The organism is Aquabacterium sp. T101, from assembly GCF_057219775.1.
In genome coordinates, this window is the sequence record NZ_JBXVVZ010000007.1 from 23,313 (window position 1) to 40,613 (window position 17,301).

Sequence of the window (17,301 nt, forward strand, 5' to 3'; positions counted from 1 at the left end):
CCCGTACATGCGCAAACCGGTTCTCCTGATCGTCACGCCGGCGCTGGCCGACGCCAACAACGGCAACTGGCAGACCGCGCGCCGCTGGGCCCGGCTGCTCGCGGGCGATTATGAAGTGCGGCTCGCAAAGCATTGGCAGGGCGAACCCGCCGACGTGCTGTTGGCGCTGCATGCGCGGCGCTCTGCGGCCAGCGTGAAGGCTTGGGCGTCTGCGACGCCGCGGCGTCCGCTGGTGGTGGTGCTCACCGGCACCGACCTGTACCGCGACATCGCCACCGACCCCGAGGCCCGGCACTCGCTGGCGCTGGCCGACCGTCTGGTGGTGCTGCACGAGCGCGCGCCGGACGACCTACCGGCCGAGCACCGCCACAAGGCCGTGGTGTGCTTCCAGTCGTGTGGCGCACGCCGACCCGTGGCGCGCAGCCCGCGCCTGCTGCGCGCACTGATGGTGGGCCACCTGCGCCCCGAGAAGGACCCGGCGACCTACTTCGCCGCGGCGCGCAAGCTGGTGAATCGCGACGACATCCGCTTCGACCACGTCGGCGATGCGCTCGACGAGGGGCTGGCCTCGCAGGCGCGCGGTCTGATGGCCGAGCAGACCAACTATCGATGGCTCGGCGGCCTGCCCCACGAGGCCACGCTGCGCCGCATCCAGCGCGCCCATGTGCTGGTCCATCCCAGCGTGATGGAGGGCGGCGCGCATGTCGTGATGGAAGCGGTGCGCTGCGGCACCCCGGTGCTGGCGTCACGCATTCCAGGCAATGTGGGCCTGCTCGGCGAGGACTATCGGGGCTACTTCGCCCCGGGCGATGCTGCCGCGCTGGCCGTGCTGTTGCAACGCTGCCGCGCTCCGGCGCAGGATATGCTGCAAATACTGCGCGCCCAATGCGACCAGCGAGCGGCGCTGTTCGAGCCCGCCCGCGAGCGTGCGACCCTGACGCGGCTGCTCGCGTCGATCCTCCAGGAGCCCCGATGAACGCACCCGAACGCCCCCCGCAGGAACCCCGCCTCACGTCGCTGTCGCATGGCGGTGGCTGCGGCTGCAAGATCGCCCCGGGCGTGCTGTCCCAGATCCTGCGCGGCACCAGCCAGATGCCGGTGCCGCCCGAGCTGCTGGTGGGCATCGAGACGGCGGACGACGCGGCCGTCTACCAGCTCAACGACGAGCAGGCGCTGATCGCGACCACCGACTTCTTCATGCCCATCGTCGACGACCCGTTCGACTTCGGCCGCATTGCCGCCACCAATGCCATCAGCGACGTGTACGCCATGGGCGGCCGGCCGATCATGGCGCTGGCGCTGGTGGGCATGCCAATCAACGTGCTGTCCACCGCCACCATCGGCCGCGTGCTCGAAGGCGGCAACACGGTGGCGCGCGCGGCCGGCATCCCCATCGCCGGTGGCCACACCATCGACTCGGTGGAGGCGATCTACGGCCTGGTAGCCCTGGGCCTGGTGCACCCCAGGCGCGTGAAGCGCAACGCCGACGCGCGCGTGGGCGACCGTCTGGTGCTGGGCAAGCCGCTCGGTGTGGGCGTGCTGTCCGCCGCGCTCAAGAAGGAGCAGCTCGGTGCCGAGGGCTATGCCCGCATGATCGACTTCACCACGCGGCTGAACACGCCGGGCATCGATCTGTCGGCACTGGACGGCGTGCACGCGCTCACCGACGTCACCGGCTTCGGCCTGGCTGGCCACGCGCTGGAGATGGCGCGCGGCGCCGGCGCCTCCGTGGCGATCGACTGGGCACGCGTGCCGCTGATCGACGGCGCCCGTGCGCTGGCGCAGGCCGGCTTCGTGACCGGCGCGTCGGGCCGCAACTGGGCCGGCTACGGCACCGACGTGGACCTGCCCGAAGGCTTCGCCCCCGAGGACCAGGCCCTGCTGACCGACCCGCAGACCAGCGGTGGCCTGCTGGTGGCCTGCGCGCCGGAGGCGGTGGGGGCGGTGATGGATGTCTTCCGCCGCGAAGGCTTCGGCGCGGCAGCGGAGATCGGCGAGGTGCAGGCGGGGGCGGCGCGCTTGCGGCTGAGGTAGCGATGTGCCGGCCACCCGGCGGCCCTGGCTCGCGCGAAGCCTCGCATGCAAACAGCCGCTCTGGGTGAGAGAGCAGCCCCTTGGCAGCCTGTCCATGAGCAGCCAATGCCCGCTCAGCGGGCTGCCACCGCGTTGAGCCCCCAGTCGTAGTCCAGGAATTCCACCGCCATTCCCCGTGCCCGCAGCGCCGCCTGCTCGGCCGGCACGTCGCTCATCTGCGCCGCGTACTTCGCGAACACGTCTTCCAGGCGCGCAAAGCCCTGGTGTCCTCGCTCGAAGTCCTCGCGGAACCACTTGAAGATCGCATTGGCCTCGATGCGGCCGTTGCGCACCCGGTTACGCGTTCGGTCGCCCAGGAAGCGCTGCATGCCGTCCTCGAGCTGGGCTTCCAGACGCGCCGGCGTGAACGCCTCCGGCCGCAGCGCCGGGCAGCCGATCGACGCGCAGTTCACGGCCGCGTGCACGCGCGGCTCGGCGTACAGCGGGCGCAACTGCTCGTGCTCGATCCAGTCCAGGTGGCGGCGCGCGCCCAGCAGGGTGAAGAACTCCTGCTTCCAGGGGCTGCGCAGCAGCGAGCCGATGTCCTTGATCGACTTCAGGTCCGGGTACTTCGTCAGGACCAGCTCGACCGTGAACGCGTTGTAGGCGTTGATCAGGAACGCCATGCGCTCGGCCCTGCCCCAGCGATCGAAGTCGCTGCGGGGCACGCTGCTCAGGCCGGCCAGCACGCCCTGCAGCGCGGCGCGGTCGCGCGCGAAGCCGGCGTAGTCGACGCGGCTTTGCTTGTTGTCGGGCAGCCAGCGCACATGCTTCCTGAGCAGCGCGTCCCAGGCCGCGTACTGCGGGTCGAAGGACTGGGCGCGCACCGTGGCAGCCGGCAGCAGGCAGGCTGCAGCGGTCGCGTTTACGAAGTGGCGACGTCTCATGAACGGGTCTCCCTCAGGGCCACGGCGCCGCCCACCACCCGCGTGGCGATGGTCAGCGCGCACAGCGCGGCGAACCCATAGGCCCACCACGCGAACTGCGCCGGCCACAGGCACATCAGCGCAAAGCAGGTGATGGTCTCGGTGGCCTCGGTGAGACCGCCCAGGTAGTACAGCCCCTTGGACGGCTGCGCTGCGGCCGCCGGCAGGCCGCGCCGCTCGGCAAACACCGCGAAGGCCAGGAAGCTCGACCCCGTGCCGATGAACGCGGCGAGCAGCACCGCTGCGGGCAGGGCGTTGGCGGCGGGATCGGCGATCGCGAAGGCCAGCGGCACGCTGGCGTAGAACAGGAAGTCCAGCGTGATGTCGAGGAACGCGCCACGGTCGGTGGCGCCGTGCAGGCGCGCCAGCGGGCCGTCCAGCCCGTCGGCCAGGCGGCTGGCCAGCAGCAGCGCCAGGCCGGCGGTGTAGGCCTGCATCGCGATCGCCGCGGCGCCGGCCACGCCGATGGCAAAGCCCGCCAGCGTCACCGCGTCGGCGCCGAGGCCGGCGCGCGACAGCGTGCGCGCCCCGGCCTGCAGCGCGGGCTGGAGCGCGGCGTTGGCCCAGCGGTCAAGCATGGCCGGCCTGCGCGGGCGGTGGCGGAGCGGACAGCGCGTCGAGCTGCACGCAGGCCGCACCCGGCGGCACGTCGGCCGCGTCGTGCGTGACCAGCACGGTGGGCACGCCGCGCGCGCGCAGCGTGGCGAAGGTGAAGTCGCGGATCTGCGCGCGCAGCGTGGCGTCCAGGCGCGAGAAGGGCTCGTCCAGCAGCAGCGCGCGCGGCTGCGCCAGCAGGCAGCGCAGCAGCGACACGCGCGCGCGCTGGCCACCGGACAAGCTGGCCGGCAGGCGCGGTTCGTGGCCCGGCAGGCCGGCCTCGGCCAGCGCCGCCGCCACCGCGGCCTCGCGTTCGGCGCGCGCGCCGGCGGGCAGCGCAAACAGCAGGTTCTCGCGCACGGTCATGTGCGGGAACAGCAGGTCGTCCTGGAACAGCAGACCGACGCGGCGCCGCTGCACCGGCTCGTGGCCGATGTCCGCGCCGTCGAGCCGCAGGCCGCCGCGCGCGTCGAACGGCGGCTCCAGCGTGCCGGCGATCCAGGCCAGCAGGCTCGACTTGCCCGAGCCGCTCGGCCCCATCAGCGCGAGCACGTCGCCGGGCCCGACGCGCGCGCTCAGGCCGCGCACCAGCGGGCGACCGGCCACGCCAATGGTCACGTCGATCAGTTCAAGCGCCATGGGCTTCCGGCTCCGGCATGGCCCCGATTCTGCGGCGCTGGCGCCGGCCCACCGCGGCGGCCAGGGCAAAGCCGACGGCGGGCAGCAGCGCCTGCAGCACCGCGAAGGCGGCCGCGGTGTGGCGCTGCCCGCCGGCGGCCTGTGTGACGGCCTCGGTGGTCACCGTGCCGTGCCGACCGGCGCCGAGGAACTGCGTCGGCAGGTACTGCGCCACGCTGACCGCAAAGCCCACGGCCAGCGCGGCCGCCACCGGCGCGGCCAGCATCGGCAGCTTGGCCTGCCACCAGAACGCCGCGCGCGAGCGGCCCAGGGCCAGCGCGGTGGTCTCGTAGCGCGGGTCGAACGCGCGCCAGGCCGGGGCCAGCGCCACGAACACGTAGGGCAGGGCCATCAGCGTGTGCACCCAGGCCAGACCGACGAGCGTGCCGTCCAGCCGCAGCGGCAGCGCCAGCGCATACAGCCCCACCATCGTCAGCAGCGGCGGCACCACCAGTGGCGCCAGCACCAGCGGCATCGCACGCGGGTCCCAGGCGGCGGGGGCGGCTTCCAGCCAGGCCAGCACCAGCGCCAGCGCGGCGAGCGCCGCGAACACGCCGAGCGCGGCGCTCAGCCCCACGGCGCCCGCGCTGTCGGCCACCTGCGCCCACGCGCCGGCGGTCCACGACTGCGGCCACAGCGACGGAAAGCGCCACACGCCCGTCCACGACGACAGCACGATCAGCGCCGCCACCGTGGCGTACAGGGCGATCAGCAGGCCCAGTACGGCCGTGGCCCGTAGCGCCGGGGCTTCGATCCGGCCGACGCTGCGCACCGGCGCGCGCCGGCCGTTCACCGCCCAGGCCCGCCAAGGGCCGGCCAGCGCGCGGGCGAGCGCCCAGCCGCCGGCCACCAGCAGCGCGAGCACAGCCGCCAGCAGCAGCGCCCAGGACGCGCCCTCGGCGTTGCGCGCGGGGTCGGCGTCCAGCAGCGCCTGCCACGCCAGCACCGCCAGCGTCGGCGGCGATGCGGGGCCGACGATCAGCGCCAGGTCCACCACCGTCAGGCCATAGGCCAGCACGGCCAGCAGCGGCCAAGCCAGGCGCGGCAGCAGCAGCGGCCACAGCACGCGCCACCACAGCGCGCGGGTGCCGTAGCCGAGCGTGCGCCCGGCGGCCAGCCAGCCGCGCAGCTGCAGCGCCAGTTCGGGCCGCGCCAGCAGCGCGATGATGCTCCACAGCAGGAACGGCGTCTCCTTGGTCACCAGCACCAGCACCAGGCCCACGCCCCACGGGTCGTTGACGGTGGGCCAGTCGGGCGGCGCGCTCCATTGCAGCAGCGGCGCCAGCAGGCGCGCCAGCACGCCCGCGGGCATCACCAGCAGCGCCAGGCCGATGGCGAACGCCGCATGCGGCAGCGACAACATCGGCCCGAGCGCGCGCGCCAGCCGCTCCCAGGCGGGCGTGCCGTGCAGGTGCGTCACGAGCCACAGCGACAAGGCCAGTGCGCCCAGCGTGGACACCAGCGCCGTGCCCACCGACAGCGCCAGCGCGCGCGGCCCCTGCGGGTCCGCCGCCAGCGCTGCCCACGCCGCCGGCGACACCCCCTGATGCACTGCCAGCGGCAGCGCCAGCACCAGCGGCAACGCGAACAGCAGCCCCGGCGCCAGCACCGGCCAGCGCCCTGCAGCCTTCATGAAATGCCGTAGCGGCGCTGCCACTCGCGCTCGATCGGGTCGACCCACGATCCGTGCGGCTCGGGGATCGCGGGCGCGGGCTGCGTCACCTGGCCCGGCGCGGCGCCGGCGTCGAACAGCGCGCGCTCGGCGGGGCCGAGCTTGTCCAGCGCGAGCACGGTGGGGTCGCCCCACACCTTGATGTCGGCCTTGCGTGCCTGCGCCGCGGGCGACAGCAGGAAGTTGGCGGTGACCTGCGCCGCCTCGCGCGCGCGGGTGTTGAACGGGATCGCCAGGAAGTGCGTGTTGCCGATGGTGCCGGCGCGGTGCTGGTAGCTCACCACGCTGGCCGGCAGCGACTTGGACGCGATCTCGTTGGCCACCTCGTTGGGGTTGAAGGTGAGCGAGATGAACAGCTCGCCGTCGGCCAGCATCTGGCGCATGACGACGTTGCTGGCGGGGAACTGGCGGCCCTGCTTCCACAGGTGCGGATGCAGCGCGTCCAGCGCCGTCCACAGCGGCGCGGTGGTGGCCGCGAACGCGTCGGCGCGCCACGGTGCATACAGCGGCTTGCGGTCGGCACTGGTCTCCATCAGCACCTGCTTCAGGAACGTGGTGCCGTGGAAGGCCGGCGGCTTGGGGTAGGTGAAGCGGCCGGGGTTGCGGCGCGCCCAGTCCAGCAGCTCGGCCCAGCTGCCCGGCGGTTGCGCGACGCGGCTGCGGTCGGCATAGAAGGTGAGCTGGGCCATGCCCCAGGGCGCTTCCATGCCGTCTACCGGCTCGGAGAAGTCCACCCGCGTGGTCGGCTTGCCGGTCACGTCCACCTTGGCATACGACGGCAGCCCCTCGCTCCACGGGCCGAACAGCAGGCCCTCGCGCTTCATGGCGAGGAAGTTCTCGCCGTTGATCCACACCAGGTCGGCCGTGCCGCCACTGCTGCGGCCGGCGGCCTTCTCGGCGCGCACACGCCGCACCACCTCGGCGGTGTCGGAGATCTTCACGTGCTCGAGCTTCACGCCGTGGCGCTGCTGCAGCTCGGCCGCCGCCCACTGCAGGTAGGCGTTGATGCGCTCGCTGCCGGCCCAGGCGTTGAAGTACACGGTCTGGCCGCGCGCGGCCTGCTCGATGCGCGCCCAGTCAGCCGCCTGCGCGGCAGCAGGGCGCGGCAGGGCGGACAGCACGGGCAGCGAGGCGGCGGTGGCCAGAAGGCGGCGGCGTCGGATCGAAGGCATGACAACTCCGTGGGTCAGGGCGCGCTCAGGCGGCGCGAGTGTAGCCAGCGCCCGGGGGCGGCGCAGCCAGGCCCAGGCGCGGGGCCACGAAGCGGTCGAGCGCCCAGCGGCCCGGGCCCCACAGCACCAGCGCCAGCAGCAGGCTGCCCCAGAGCAGATGCTGCTGCAGCGCCGCGGGGGCGATCTCGGCCAGGCTCACCACGGCCACCGCATTGACCACGAACAGGCCGGCCGCGGCGAAGCGCCCGGCCAGCCCGAGGGCCAGCAGCACCGGCAGCACCAGCTCGCCGCCGGTGCCCAGCACGGCGGCCCATTCGATGGGCAGCAGCGGCACGTGGTATTCGTCCTCGAACAGCGCGAGCGTGGTGTCCCAGTCGCGCAGCTTGGTGAGGCCCGAGGCGAAGAACACCTGCGCCACGTACAGGCGGGCCGCCAGCTGGGCCAGCGGTTGCGCCTGCTCGACGGCAGCGATGGCGCGCTGCACGGCGCCGGACAGGGAGGCGAGGGGACTGGTCATGGGGGGTCACTCCGGAAGGTCGAACGCCGCCAGCAGGCCGGACGCGAGGGCGTCCGCCAGCCAGCGGTCGAAGGCAAAGGCGGCGCCGGCCGCGTCGAGCGCGTCGGCCAGGCAGAGGTGGTCGCACAGCGCCTGCACGAAGGCGGCGTCGGCGCGGTCGATGGCCGCGACGTGCACGCGCGGCCCGTTGCGCCAGACCAGCGCGGTCTCGCTGCGGCCGCTGGCGAACGCCTCGCGTACGTCGGCGAATCGGTTGTCGTCCTGCGCCGGCCGGCGATGCGCGAGCCAGATGGTGGCCACCGGCCAGCGGCTGGGCACGAGTGCGGTGCCCGGCGCGAGGCGCAGCCGCAGGCGCGACGGGTCGGCCCTGGCCAGGCATTGCAGGTCCGGCGGCTGCGCCATCGCATCGGCGGCGCGCGACGCCCGATGCACCTGCCATTCGAGCCGGGCCACATCGGCGAGACAGGGTTCATCGGCCAGCTGCGCGCTGGCGGCGACGAAGCCGGGCAGCGCTTCGCCCCACTCGGCCAGATCGCCGTGCGCGGGCGGGTGATGGCGCCAGAAGTCGCGCGCCAGCGCTCCCGAGGCATCGGTGCCGACCAGTTCGGCCAGGGTGGGAAACGTGCCGGCCAGTGCGCGCTCGGCCAGGGCGCCGGCGTTGCCGCGATACGCCGCCACGCCGGCCTTCAGGCCGTGGGCGCCGATGGGCCGCGCCTGTCCCTGCAGCACGCCGCTGTCGGCGTCGCGCCAGAGCACTCGCAGCAGCAGTTGCTGGCGCAGCGCCTCGCGACGGTGGGCGGTGCCGGTCGCTGTCGCCATCACGCGGCCTCCCGGGCAAGCCCCGCGGCGTGCGCCACGCGGTCGGCTTCGCGGGCTTCGGCCAGCAGCACGTCGAACGCGGGCAGGGCGGTGTCCCACTCCACCAGCGTGGGCACCGGGCCCAGGCGCGCGATCGCATGCGCATAGGCCTGCCACACCGGCGGGTGGATGCGACTGCCGTGGTCGTCCACCACCAGGCCGTTGTCGCCGCGGCTGAAGCCGGCGAGGTGGATCTCGCCCACCGCCGCCGGCGGCAGCACGTCGATGAAGTCGCATGCCGCGCGCACCGGGTCGGGCGCGCCGGCATTGAGGGCGTTGACGACGAGGTTGTTGACGTCCAGCAGCAGCCAGCAGCCGGTGCGGCGTGCCAGTGCCACGAAGAACTCGCCCTCGGGCATGGCGTCGTCGGCCCAGCCAAGGTAGGCCGACAGGTTCTCCACACCGATGGGCCGGCCCAGGCGGTCCTGCACGCGCTGCACGTTGGCGGCGAGGATGTCGAGGCTGGCCGGCGTGAACGCCACCGGCAGCAGGTCGCTCGCGTGCACCGGCACCTGCCCGGCGCGGCGCGGGGCCCGCGCGAAAGAGGCGTGGTCCGACACCCGCACCGGATCGATGCGGCGCACCAGCGCCGCCAGCCGATCCAGATGCCAGTCGTCCAGCCCCACCGCCGACCCCAGCGCCAGCCCCACGCCATGAAGGCTCACGTCGTAGCCCGACCGCGCCTCGTGCAGCAGCGCCATCGACGCGCCGCCCTCGGCGAAGAAGTTCTCCGAGTGCACCTCGACGAACGGCAACGCCGGCCGCCCCTGCAGCAGATCGCGCTCATGCGCATGCCGCCAACCGACGCCAGTGATCAAGTCAACCTCGAAGTACGAAAGAAACCAAAGCGGCAAAGAAGCAACGGTGCGCCGAAGCCAGGCGCCGCGAAGCCGGCGCGCACCTGCGGACGCCGCGGATCCGGCTCCGCCGGTCCGCAGGCGTCGCCCCCCTGGGGGGGAGCGGCGAAGCCGCAACGGGGGGGAGTTACTTCTTCTTTTTCGCCTCGTCCGCCGTCATCCCCTTCATGTCCTTGCACGTGCCCTTGGCCACGTACTTCCACTCGCCCGGGTCGTTGTCGACCTTGCTCTGGCCGGCGCACGAGTGCGTGCCCGACAGGTTGGCGCAGTCGTTCTGGCCGGCCTTGGCGATGCCGTAGCACTTTTCCTTGCCCTTGTCCTGGGCGGCGACCTGGGTGGCCAGGCCGAGCGCCATCACGGAAGCGATGGCGGAGGAGACGACGAGTCGGTGATTCATGAAGGAAACTCCATCAGGGGGGTTGCGGACGAACCTGCGGTCCCGGCCCCCCGAACCGGAGGCGCCTCGATGCCGCAGCCCCCGTGGGTCGCGCAAGGCGCGGCTAACTTACACTGCGCCGCGCTTCCAGGTGTTTCCACCCATGACCGACTTCGCCCACGCTGTCCAGGCGCTGCGGCCGCAGCTGATCCGCTTTGCCCATGCCCAGTTGCGCAACGACGCCTGGGCCGAGGACGCGGTGTCGGAGACGATCCTGGCCGCGCTGGCGCGGCCGCAGGCCTTTGCCGGACAGTCGCAACTCAAGACCTGGCTGGTGGGCATCCTGAAGCACAAGCTGGTGGACCAGATCCGCCGCCACTCGCGCGAGGTGTCGGCCACCACCGACGACGACAACGAGGACATCGACGCGCTGCTGTTCAACGACACCGGCCACTGGCGCGAGGCGCCGGCCGAGTGGGGCGACCCCGAAGCGTCGCTGGGCCAGCGCGAGTTCTTCGAGGTGCTCGAAGTCTGTGTCGAGAAACTGCCCGGCGTGCAGGGGCGCATCTTCATGATGCGCGAGTGGCTGGAACTGGACACCGCCGAGATCTGCAAGGAACTGGGCATCACCACGACCAACGCCTGGGTGCTGCTGCATCGCGCCCGGCTCCGCCTGCAGGCGTGCCTGCAGGACAACTGGTTCGGCCGCCGTGCCGATGCCGCAACGACGCCATGAGGTTTTTCCACCGTACCTGCCGCGAAGTGACCGCCCTGGTGCTGGCGCGCCAGGACCGTGCGCTCGGCCTGGCCGAGCGACTGGCCGTGCGCGTGCACATGCTGATCTGCAAGGGCTGCCCGCGCTTCGAGCGCCAGGTGGCGCTGATGCAGCAGGCGATGCCGCGCTGGCGCCGCTACCGCGACGGCGGCGGCGACTAGGCTGCGACCCGGCTCAGTCGAGCCGGCCTTCGCTGACCGCGTGATCCACCGGCGTGCGCCAAGCCACGTCGAGCGCCAGGGCCACCCCGTGGATCATCGTCTCCAGCGGCAGGCTGGGTTCGCCGCGCCGTGCCTGGGCCGGCAGCAGCGGCAGGTGCATGAAGCCGCTGCGCGCCGAGCGTCGCCGCCGCAGCGCATGCTGCAGGCCGTAGAACACGTGGTTGCAGACGAAGGTGCCGGCGGTGTTGGACAGTTCGGCCGCCACGCCCGCTTCACGCAGCGCCGCCACCATCGCCTTGACCGGCAGGGTCGAGAAGCGCGCGGCCGGCGCGCCGGGCACCACCGGCATGTCCACCGGTTGCGCGCCCGCGTTGTCCGGGATGCGCGCGTCGTCCACATTGATCGCCACCCGCTCCAGCGACAGCGCGCCGCGCCCGGCCGCCTGCCCGAGCGCCAGCACGAGGCGCGGCCGGTGGGCGGCCAGCAGCGCCGCCATCGCGTCGTTGGCCGCGCCGAACACGCAGGGCAGCACCGCGCCCACCACCGCGGCGGCGCCGATCGCGCGCCCATGCAGCGCCTGTGCCACCTGCGCCGACGGATTGACCGTCTCGCCGCCGAACGGCTCGAAGCCGGTGACGAGGATCATGCGGCCCCCCAACCGCCGCCGCCGGGGGTTTCGATGACGAAGACATCGCCGGGCGCCATCTCGGCCTGACCGATGTGGTCGAGCACCTCGACGCGGCCGTCGGCGCGCTCGACGCGGTTGGCGCCCAGCGCGCCGGGCTGGCCGCCGTCGCCGCCGAAGGCTGGCACATGGCGGCCGTTGGACAGGATCGACGCGGTCATCGGCTCGAGGAAGCGCACGCGGCGCACGCCGCCGTCGCCGCCGCGCCAGCGCCCCGCGCCGCCCGAGTCGCGGCGCAGCTCGTAGCTGTCCAGCCGCACCGGGAAGCGGAACTCCAGCACCTCGGGGTCGGTGAGGCGCGAGTTGGTCATGTGGGTCTGCACGACGCTGGTGCCGGCGAAGCCCGGCCCGGCGCCGGAGCCGCCGGAGATGGTCTCGTAGTACTGGTGCGCGTCGTTGCCGAAGGTGAAGTTGTTCATCGTGCACTGGCTGGCCGCCATGACGCCGAGCGCGCCGTACAGCGCGTTGGTGACGCACATCGAGGTTTCCACGTTGCCGGCCACCACGGCGGCGGGCGGGCGGGGGTTGAGCATGCAGCCCTCGGGCACGATCACGCGCAGCGGCTTCAGGCAGCCGGCGTTGAGCGGGATCTCGTCGTCCACCAGCGTGCGGAAGACGTACAGCACCGCCGCCATCGTCACCGCCTTCGGGGCGTTGAAGTTGTTGGGCAGCTGTTCGCTCGTGCCGGTGAAGTCGATCGTGGCGCTGCGCGCGGCCGCGTCCACCGTGACCTCGACCCGGATCTTCGCGCCGTTGTCCAGCGGCAGCGTGAACGAGCCGTCCTTCAGCGCCGTGATGACGCGGCGCACCGATTCCTCGGCGTTGTCCTGCACGTGCTTCATGTAGGCCGCCACCGTGGCGCGGCCGAACTGCGCCACCATGGCCTGCAGCTCCTGCACGCCCTTCTCGTTGGCGGCAATCTGCGCGCGCAGGTCGGCCAGCGTCTGCGACGGGTTGCGCGCCGGCCACGGGCCCGAGCGCAGCTGCGCCATCAGCTCGGCCTCGCGCAGCGTGCCGCCGCGCACCAGCAGGAAGTTGTCGAACAGCACGCCTTCCTCGTCGATGGTCTTCGAGAACGGCGGCATCGACCCCGGCGTGCTGCCGCCGATGTCCGCATGGTGGCCGCGGCTGGCCACATAGAAGCTCGGCCGGGCGTCCGGTGTCCCGGATCCGGGTTCCCCGGTCCGGGACGCGCCCCCCCGGGGGGCAGCGACCGCAGGGAGCGTGGGGGCGTCAAGATACACAGGAGTCACCACGGTGACATCGGGCAGGTGCGTGCCGCCGTGGTACGGGTCGTTGAGCACGTACACGTCGCCCGGCTGCATCGCCGGGTTGCGCGCGATCACGGTGCGGATGCTCTCGCTCATCGAGCCCAGGTGCACCGGCATGTGCGGCGCATTGGCGATGAGCTGGCCCTCGGCGTCGAACAGCGCGCAGGAGAAGTCCAGCCGCTCCTTGATGTTCACCGAGTAGGCGGTGTTCTGCAGCCGCAGGCCCATCTGCTCGGCGATGTTCATGAACAGGTTGTTGAACACCTCCAGCATCACCGGGTCGGCGTCGGTGCCGATGGCGTGCTGGCTGGCGCGCGGCGCCACGCGCGCCAGCTCGACCGGGCCGGCCGCGGTGAGCACGGCGCGCCAGCCGGGTTCCACCACCGTGGTGGCGTTCTTCTCGGCGATGATGGCCGGGCCGTCGATGGTGGCGCCGGCGCGCAGCGATTCACGCACGTACAGGCCGGCGTCGAGCCACTGGCCGGCGTGCATGCGCACGCGGGCGTCGGGCTCCGGGTGCCACGCCGGCACGGGCGCGGCCGCGGCGGCCGGCACGTCGTGGCGCTCGCCTTCGGCCACCGCCTCCACCGACACCGCCTCGATCACGAGACCGCGGTCGGGCATCAGGAACGCGAAGCGCTGGCGGTAGGCCTGCTCGAACGCCTCGCGCACCTGCGCCTGCGGTGCCGCGTCGACCACCAGCGCGGTGTCGGTGCCCTGGTAGCGCACGTGCACCCGTTCGCGGCGCTGCACGGCGCCCGCGGCCACGCCCTGGCTGGCCAGTTCCGCCGCTGCGTCGTCGCCGAGTTGCGCGAGGCGGGCACGCGCGGCGGCCAGGCCGGCTTCGTCGAGCGGCAGTTCCACGCTGGCCTCGCGCATCGCGATCTGGTCGGCCAGCCCCATGCCGTAGGCCGACAGCACGCCGGCCAGCGGGTGCACGAACACGCGCTGCATGCCCAGCGCGTCGGCCACGAGGCAGGCATGCTGCCCGCCGGCGCCGCCGAAGCACTGCAGCGTGTACTGCGTGACGTCGTAGCCGCGCGCCACCGAGATGCGCTTGATCGCGTTGGCCATGTTCTGCACCGCGATCTGCAGGAAGCCCTCGGCCAGCGACTCCGCGCTGGCGGCGCGGCCGGTGGCCGCGCGCACGCTGGCGGCCAGGGCCTCGAACTTCGCGGCCACGACGTCGCGGTCCAGCGGCTCGTCGCCGGCGGGGCCGAACACGCGGGGGAACCATGCCGGCTGGATCTTGCCCAGCAGCACGTTGGCGTCGGTGGTGGCCAGCGGCCCGCCGCGACGGTAGCTGGCCGGGCCGGGGTTGGCGCCCGCGCTGTGCGGGCCCACGCGCAGGCGCGCGCCGTCGAAGGCCAGCACCGAGCCGCCGCCCGCGGCCACGGTGTGGATGCTCATCATCGGCGCGCGCATGCGCACGCCGGCCACCTGGGTCTCGAAGGCGCGCTCGAACTCGCCGGCGAAGTGGCTCACGTCGGTGGAGGTGCCGCCCATGTCGAAGCCGATCACCTTGCGGTGACCGCCTGCCACCGCGGTGCGCACCATGCCCACGATGCCGCCGGCCGGGCCGGAGAGGATGGCGTCCTTGCCCTGGAAGCGGTGCGCCTCGGTGAGGCCGCCGCTGCTCTGCATGAAGAACAGGCGCACGCCGGGCATCTGCTGCGCCACCTGCTCGACGTAGCGGCGCAGGATCGGCGACAGGTAGGCGTCCACCACGGTGGTGTCGCCGCGCGACACCAGCTTCATCAGCGGGCTCACCTCGTGCGACGCGCTGATCTGCGTGAAGCCGACCTCGCGCGCGATGCGCGCCGCGGCCTGCTCGTGTGCCGGGTAGCGGTAACCATGCATGAACACGATGGCCACGCTGCGCAGGCCGGCGTCGTGCGCCGCCCACAGGCGCTCGCGCAGGTGCATCTCGTCCAGCGGCTCGATCACGTCGCCGTGTGCGCCGACGCGCTCGCTGGCCTGCACCACGCGCTCGTACAGCAGCTCGGGCAGCACGATGTGGCGCTCGAACAGCTTCGGCCGCGCCTGGTAGGCGATGCGCAGCGCGTCGCGGAAGCCCTGCGTGGTGACCAGCAGCGTGCGGTCGCCCTTGCGTTCGAGCAGCGCATTGGTGGCCACCGTGGTGCCCATCTTCACGCAGTCCACCCGGTCGGCGGTGATGGCCTGCCCGGGCGCCAGGCCGAGCAGTCGGCGGATGCCTTCCACCGCCGCGTCGCGGTACTGCTCGGGGTTCTCGCTCAGCAGCTTCAGCGTGTGCAGCGCGCCGTCGGGGGCGCGGCCGACGACGTCGGTGAAGGTGCCGCCGCGGTCGATCCAGAACTGCCAGCGGTCGGGCGTGGGGTGGGTCATGGCAGGGCGTTCCAGCGCTCGTGCACGAGCGTCATCAGGTGGTGGACGGGGCGCCCGGTCGCGCGCTCGACGGCGGCGGCATAGGGCGGCAGGTTGGTGCACTCCAGCACCACGGCGTCGATGCCGGGATGTCGCTCGCACAGGCGCCGTGCCGCGGCCAGGGTGTCGGCCTCGGCCTGTGCGGCATCGAGCGCGGGCAGGTTGCCCAGCAGCGTGCGCTGCAGCGCGCAGCCGTCGGCCAGGCCCTGCACCGGGGTGGCGGGGTCGGCGCCCGCAGCGCGCAGTTCGTCGGCGCCGAGGCTTCGCGCGTCCACCGTGAGCACGCCGGGGCGGCGCAGCGCGGGCAGGGCCAGCAGCGCCGAGGTCCACACCGGCACCGGCACCGCGGCCTGCAGCGCGGCCTGGAAGCGCACCAGGAAGCCGCAGCTGGTGGTGAGGGCGGCCGCGCCGTCCGCTGCCAGGGCCTGCGCCGCGGCGACGAAGGGCGCCAGCAGCGACGCGTCGGCCTCGCGCACCACGCGCTGCGGCGACGCCCCCGTCACGGTGCGCCAGCGCACCGGCATGCGCCAGCTCGAGGCATGGCCCACGTCGCCGGGCAGACGGGGGAACGCGGTGTCGAGCATGAGGATGCCGAGGTGCCGGCTCGCGGCGGACAGGTTCACAGCGAGCTGGCGGCGCGGGCGGCCTGGTCGTACATGCCGCTCATCGTGCGCAGCAGGCGCGCCATCTCGCCGATGTCGGCGTTGAGCTCGGTGTCCAGGCTTTCCACGAGGCACTGCTCGCGCACGCGGCGGTAGGCGGCCACGGCCTCCTCGCCCGCGGGCGTGGGGCTGTACAGCACTTCCTTGCCCACCTTGTCGGCGCGCACCAGGCCGGCGGACACCAGCTTCTTCAGCGAGTAGGCCACCACGTGCGTGTCCTCGTAGTTCAGGACGAAGCAGATGTCGGCCAGCTTCTTGTTGCGCGCGCGGTGGTTCACGTGGTGCAGCAGCAGCACGTCGGTGATGGTCAGGTCGCCGACGCCGGCCGCGGCCATGCAGCGCACGGCCCAGCGCGAGAACGCGTTCCAGGCCACGATGAGGCCGAACTCGAACTCCGACAGCTCGGCGCTGCGCGGCGACACCAGGTGCGACGACGACACGATGCTGGGCCCGCTCTTTGCAAGGGCGGAGGCACGTGCCGGGGCTCGGGGCGGAGTGTTGCGGGCCATCGGGCTTTCCCTGATCTGTCGACGTTTTGTTTAGAAAACGTTGACGTTTTATCTTAGTGCTGCCTAGACTGCAAGCTCGCACCTTCACCGACCCCCTTTTCCACAACCTTCCTGCAGGAGTGCACGCCATGTCGATGATTCGATCGCTCGCCCTCGCGGCCGCCGGCCTCGTCGCCGCCGGCAGCGCCGCGGCCCAGGCCAAGTGGGACCTGGCCACCGCCTACCCGGCCACCAACTTCCACACCGAGAACATCACCCAGTTCGCGGCGGACGTGGACAAGGCCAGCGGCGGCAAGCTCAAGATCACCGTGCACGCCAATGCGTCGCTGTTCAAGGCGACCGAGATCAAGCGCGCGGTGCAGGGCGGCCAGGCCCAGGCCGGCGAGGTGCTGCTGGTGAACTTCCAGAACGAGTGGCAGGTGTTCGGCGCCGACGGCCTGCCGTTCCTGGCCGACAGCTACGCCGAGGCGACCAAGCTGTACCGCGCGCAGAAGCCGCTGCTCGAGAAGAAGCTCGGCGAGCAGGGCATGATGCTGCTGTACTCGGTGCCGTGGCCGCCGCAGGGCATCTACTCGAAGAAGCCGCTGGCCTCCGCCGCCGACCTCAAGGGCATCAAGTGGCGCGCCTACAGCCCGGCCACCGCGCGCATCGGCGAACTGGTCGGCGCGCAGCCGGTCACGGTGCAGGCCGCCGAGGTGAGCCAGGCCTTCGCCACCGGCGTGGTCGAGAGCATGATGAGCTCGGGCTCCACCGGCTGGGACGCCAAGCTGCACGAGCACGTGAAGTTCTGGTACGACACCCAGGCCTGGCTGCCGAAGAACGCGGTCATCGTCAACAAGGCCGCGTTCGACGCGCTCGACGCCGCCACCAAGGCCGCGGTGCAGAAGGCCGCCGCCGACGCCGAGACGCGCGGCTGGGCCGCCAGCCAGAAGGCCAACGGCGAGACGCTGGAAAAGCTCAAGGCCGGCGGCATGCAGATCCTGCCACCGACCGCCGCGCTCAAGGCCGACATGAAGAAGGTCGGCGACACGATGCTCAAGGAGTGGCTGGACAAGGCCGGCCCCGAGGGCAAGCAGCTCGTCGACGCCTTCTTGAAGTAGGCGCAC

Annotated in this window: 18 protein-coding genes; 5 read left to right on the forward strand and 13 right to left on the reverse strand. The window is 72.7% G+C overall.

The genetic code is table 11. The annotated features are described in order from the left end of the window. Positions 1-7: 7 nt before the first annotated feature. Both senB and selD read left to right on the forward strand, forming a co-directional pair. Entirely contained in the window at positions 8-976 is a 969-nt protein-coding gene (gene senB, locus AC2EAQ_RS15600; RefSeq protein ID WP_484645267.1) for a selenoneine biosynthesis selenosugar synthase SenB, read from the forward strand. After that, positions 973-2,034, forward strand: a complete 1,062-nt coding sequence (gene selD, locus AC2EAQ_RS15605; RefSeq protein ID WP_484645268.1) for a selenide, water dikinase SelD — start codon at positions 973-975, stop codon at positions 2,032-2,034. Before senB ends, selD begins: the two co-directional genes overlap by 4 nt. A 113-nt stretch (positions 2,035-2,147) precedes the next feature. Here selD and AC2EAQ_RS15610 read toward each other — a convergent pair whose 3' ends face one another. From AC2EAQ_RS15610 to AC2EAQ_RS15650, 9 genes are all read right to left on the reverse strand, one after another. Further along, positions 2,148-2,960, reverse strand: a complete 813-nt coding sequence (locus AC2EAQ_RS15610) for a DUF547 domain-containing protein (protein WP_484645269.1) — start codon at positions 2,958-2,960, stop codon at positions 2,148-2,150. Continuing rightward, entirely contained in the window at positions 2,957-3,577 is a 621-nt protein-coding gene (locus tag AC2EAQ_RS15615; protein WP_484645270.1) for a CDP-alcohol phosphatidyltransferase family protein, read from the reverse strand. The genes AC2EAQ_RS15610 and AC2EAQ_RS15615 overlap by 4 nt, the downstream gene beginning before the upstream one ends. Further along, positions 3,570-4,235, reverse strand: a complete 666-nt coding sequence (locus AC2EAQ_RS15620) for an ATP-binding cassette domain-containing protein (protein WP_484645271.1) — start codon at positions 4,233-4,235, stop codon at positions 3,570-3,572. The genes AC2EAQ_RS15615 and AC2EAQ_RS15620 overlap by 8 nt, the downstream gene beginning before the upstream one ends. Then, a complete protein-coding gene (locus AC2EAQ_RS15625) occupies positions 4,225-5,907 on the reverse strand; it encodes an ABC transporter permease (RefSeq protein WP_484645272.1) in 1,683 nt (560 codons plus the stop codon). The genes AC2EAQ_RS15620 and AC2EAQ_RS15625 overlap by 11 nt, the downstream gene beginning before the upstream one ends. Continuing rightward, positions 5,904-7,118: an ABC transporter substrate-binding protein gene (locus AC2EAQ_RS15630; RefSeq protein WP_484645273.1), complete on the reverse strand. Its 1,215-nt coding sequence runs from the start codon at positions 7,116-7,118 to the stop codon at positions 5,904-5,906. The genes AC2EAQ_RS15625 and AC2EAQ_RS15630 overlap by 4 nt, the downstream gene beginning before the upstream one ends. Before the next feature lie 25 nt (positions 7,119-7,143). Then, positions 7,144-7,635 carry a DoxX family protein gene (locus AC2EAQ_RS15635; protein WP_484645274.1) on the reverse strand — a complete coding sequence of 164 codons (492 nt, stop codon included), beginning with the start codon at positions 7,633-7,635 and terminating at the stop codon, positions 7,144-7,146. 6 nt (positions 7,636-7,641) lie between these two features. Next, positions 7,642-8,454: an HvfC/BufC family peptide modification chaperone gene (locus AC2EAQ_RS15640; RefSeq protein ID WP_484645275.1), complete on the reverse strand. Its 813-nt coding sequence runs from the start codon at positions 8,452-8,454 to the stop codon at positions 7,642-7,644. After that, positions 8,454-9,311, reverse strand: a complete 858-nt coding sequence (locus AC2EAQ_RS15645; RefSeq protein WP_484645276.1) for an MbnB/TglH/ChrH family RiPP precursor modification enzyme — start codon at positions 9,309-9,311, stop codon at positions 8,454-8,456. Before AC2EAQ_RS15645 ends, AC2EAQ_RS15640 begins: the two co-directional genes overlap by 1 nt. Before the next feature lie 166 nt (positions 9,312-9,477). Beyond that, complete coding sequence (locus tag AC2EAQ_RS15650) at positions 9,478-9,747, reverse strand: BufA1 family periplasmic bufferin-type metallophore (RefSeq protein WP_484645277.1); 270 nt, start codon at positions 9,745-9,747, stop codon at positions 9,478-9,480. 142 nt (positions 9,748-9,889) lie between these two features. Here AC2EAQ_RS15650 and AC2EAQ_RS15655 point away from each other — a divergent pair, with 142 nt between their 5' ends. After that, a complete protein-coding gene (locus AC2EAQ_RS15655) occupies positions 9,890-10,462 on the forward strand; it encodes a sigma-70 family RNA polymerase sigma factor (protein ID WP_484645278.1) in 573 nt (190 codons plus the stop codon). Then, positions 10,459-10,662 carry an anti-sigma factor family protein gene (locus AC2EAQ_RS15660; protein WP_484645279.1) on the forward strand — a complete coding sequence of 68 codons (204 nt, stop codon included), beginning with the start codon at positions 10,459-10,461 and terminating at the stop codon, positions 10,660-10,662. The genes AC2EAQ_RS15655 and AC2EAQ_RS15660 overlap by 4 nt, the downstream gene beginning before the upstream one ends. A gap of 13 nt (positions 10,663-10,675) precedes the next feature. Here the strand turns inward: AC2EAQ_RS15660 and pcp are convergent, their stop codons facing one another. From pcp to AC2EAQ_RS15680, 4 genes are read right to left on the reverse strand one after another with little or no spacing between them, the layout of a single operon-like run. Further along, positions 10,676-11,308 (reverse strand): pyroglutamyl-peptidase I, encoded by a 633-nt coding sequence (pcp, locus tag AC2EAQ_RS15665; protein ID WP_484645280.1) that lies wholly within the window; start codon positions 11,306-11,308, stop codon positions 10,676-10,678. Then, complete coding sequence (locus tag AC2EAQ_RS15670; RefSeq protein ID WP_484645281.1) at positions 11,305-14,985, reverse strand: hydantoinase B/oxoprolinase family protein; 3,681 nt, start codon at positions 14,983-14,985, stop codon at positions 11,305-11,307. The genes pcp and AC2EAQ_RS15670 overlap by 4 nt, the downstream gene beginning before the upstream one ends. Next, on the reverse strand, positions 14,982-15,647 hold the full coding sequence (locus AC2EAQ_RS15675) for an aspartate/glutamate racemase family protein (RefSeq protein ID WP_484645282.1): 666 nt from the start codon (positions 15,645-15,647) through the stop codon (positions 14,982-14,984). The genes AC2EAQ_RS15670 and AC2EAQ_RS15675 overlap by 4 nt, the downstream gene beginning before the upstream one ends. Then, positions 15,644-16,195 (reverse strand): winged helix DNA-binding protein, encoded by a 552-nt coding sequence (locus AC2EAQ_RS15680; protein WP_484645283.1) that lies wholly within the window; start codon positions 16,193-16,195, stop codon positions 15,644-15,646. The genes AC2EAQ_RS15675 and AC2EAQ_RS15680 overlap by 4 nt, the downstream gene beginning before the upstream one ends. 134 nt (positions 16,196-16,329) lie before the next feature. Here AC2EAQ_RS15680 and AC2EAQ_RS15685 point away from each other — a divergent pair, with 134 nt between their 5' ends. Further along, a complete protein-coding gene (locus AC2EAQ_RS15685; RefSeq protein WP_484645478.1) occupies positions 16,330-17,295 on the forward strand; it encodes a TRAP transporter substrate-binding protein in 966 nt (321 codons plus the stop codon). The last annotated feature ends 6 nt before the right edge of the window (positions 17,296-17,301 follow it).

What these genes read in the sequence shown, in the direction of transcription:
- senB (WP_484645267.1), top strand. Translation starts at nt 8, where the DNA reads ATGCGCAAACCGGTTCTCCTGATCGTCACGCCGGCGCTGGCCGACGCC.
- selD (WP_484645268.1), top strand. Translation starts at nt 973, where the DNA reads ATGAACGCACCCGAACGCCCCCCGCAGGAACCCCGCCTCACGTCGCTG.
- AC2EAQ_RS15610 (WP_484645269.1), bottom strand. Translation starts at nt 2,960, where the DNA reads ATGAGACGTCGCCACTTCGTAAACGCGACCGCTGCAGCCTGCCTGCTG.
- AC2EAQ_RS15615 (WP_484645270.1), bottom strand. Translation starts at nt 3,577, where the DNA reads ATGCTTGACCGCTGGGCCAACGCCGCGCTCCAGCCCGCGCTGCAGGCC.
- AC2EAQ_RS15620 (WP_484645271.1), bottom strand. Translation starts at nt 4,235, where the DNA reads ATGGCGCTTGAACTGATCGACGTGACCATTGGCGTGGCCGGTCGCCCG.
- AC2EAQ_RS15625 (WP_484645272.1), bottom strand. Translation starts at nt 5,907, where the DNA reads ATGAAGGCTGCAGGGCGCTGGCCGGTGCTGGCGCCGGGGCTGCTGTTC.
- AC2EAQ_RS15630 (WP_484645273.1), bottom strand. Translation starts at nt 7,118, where the DNA reads ATGCCTTCGATCCGACGCCGCCGCCTTCTGGCCACCGCCGCCTCGCTG.
- AC2EAQ_RS15635 (WP_484645274.1), bottom strand. Translation starts at nt 7,635, where the DNA reads ATGACCAGTCCCCTCGCCTCCCTGTCCGGCGCCGTGCAGCGCGCCATC.
- AC2EAQ_RS15640 (WP_484645275.1), bottom strand. Translation starts at nt 8,454, where the DNA reads ATGGCGACAGCGACCGGCACCGCCCACCGTCGCGAGGCGCTGCGCCAG.
- AC2EAQ_RS15650 (WP_484645277.1), bottom strand. Translation starts at nt 9,747, where the DNA reads ATGAATCACCGACTCGTCGTCTCCTCCGCCATCGCTTCCGTGATGGCG.
- AC2EAQ_RS15655 (WP_484645278.1), top strand. Translation starts at nt 9,890, where the DNA reads ATGACCGACTTCGCCCACGCTGTCCAGGCGCTGCGGCCGCAGCTGATC.
- AC2EAQ_RS15660 (WP_484645279.1), top strand. Translation starts at nt 10,459, where the DNA reads ATGAGGTTTTTCCACCGTACCTGCCGCGAAGTGACCGCCCTGGTGCTG.
- pcp (WP_484645280.1), bottom strand. Translation starts at nt 11,308, where the DNA reads ATGATCCTCGTCACCGGCTTCGAGCCGTTCGGCGGCGAGACGGTCAAT.
- AC2EAQ_RS15670 (WP_484645281.1), bottom strand. Translation starts at nt 14,985, where the DNA reads ATGACCCACCCCACGCCCGACCGCTGGCAGTTCTGGATCGACCGCGGC.
- AC2EAQ_RS15680 (WP_484645283.1), bottom strand. Translation starts at nt 16,195, where the DNA reads ATGGCCCGCAACACTCCGCCCCGAGCCCCGGCACGTGCCTCCGCCCTT.
- AC2EAQ_RS15685 (WP_484645478.1), top strand. Translation starts at nt 16,330, where the DNA reads ATGATTCGATCGCTCGCCCTCGCGGCCGCCGGCCTCGTCGCCGCCGGC.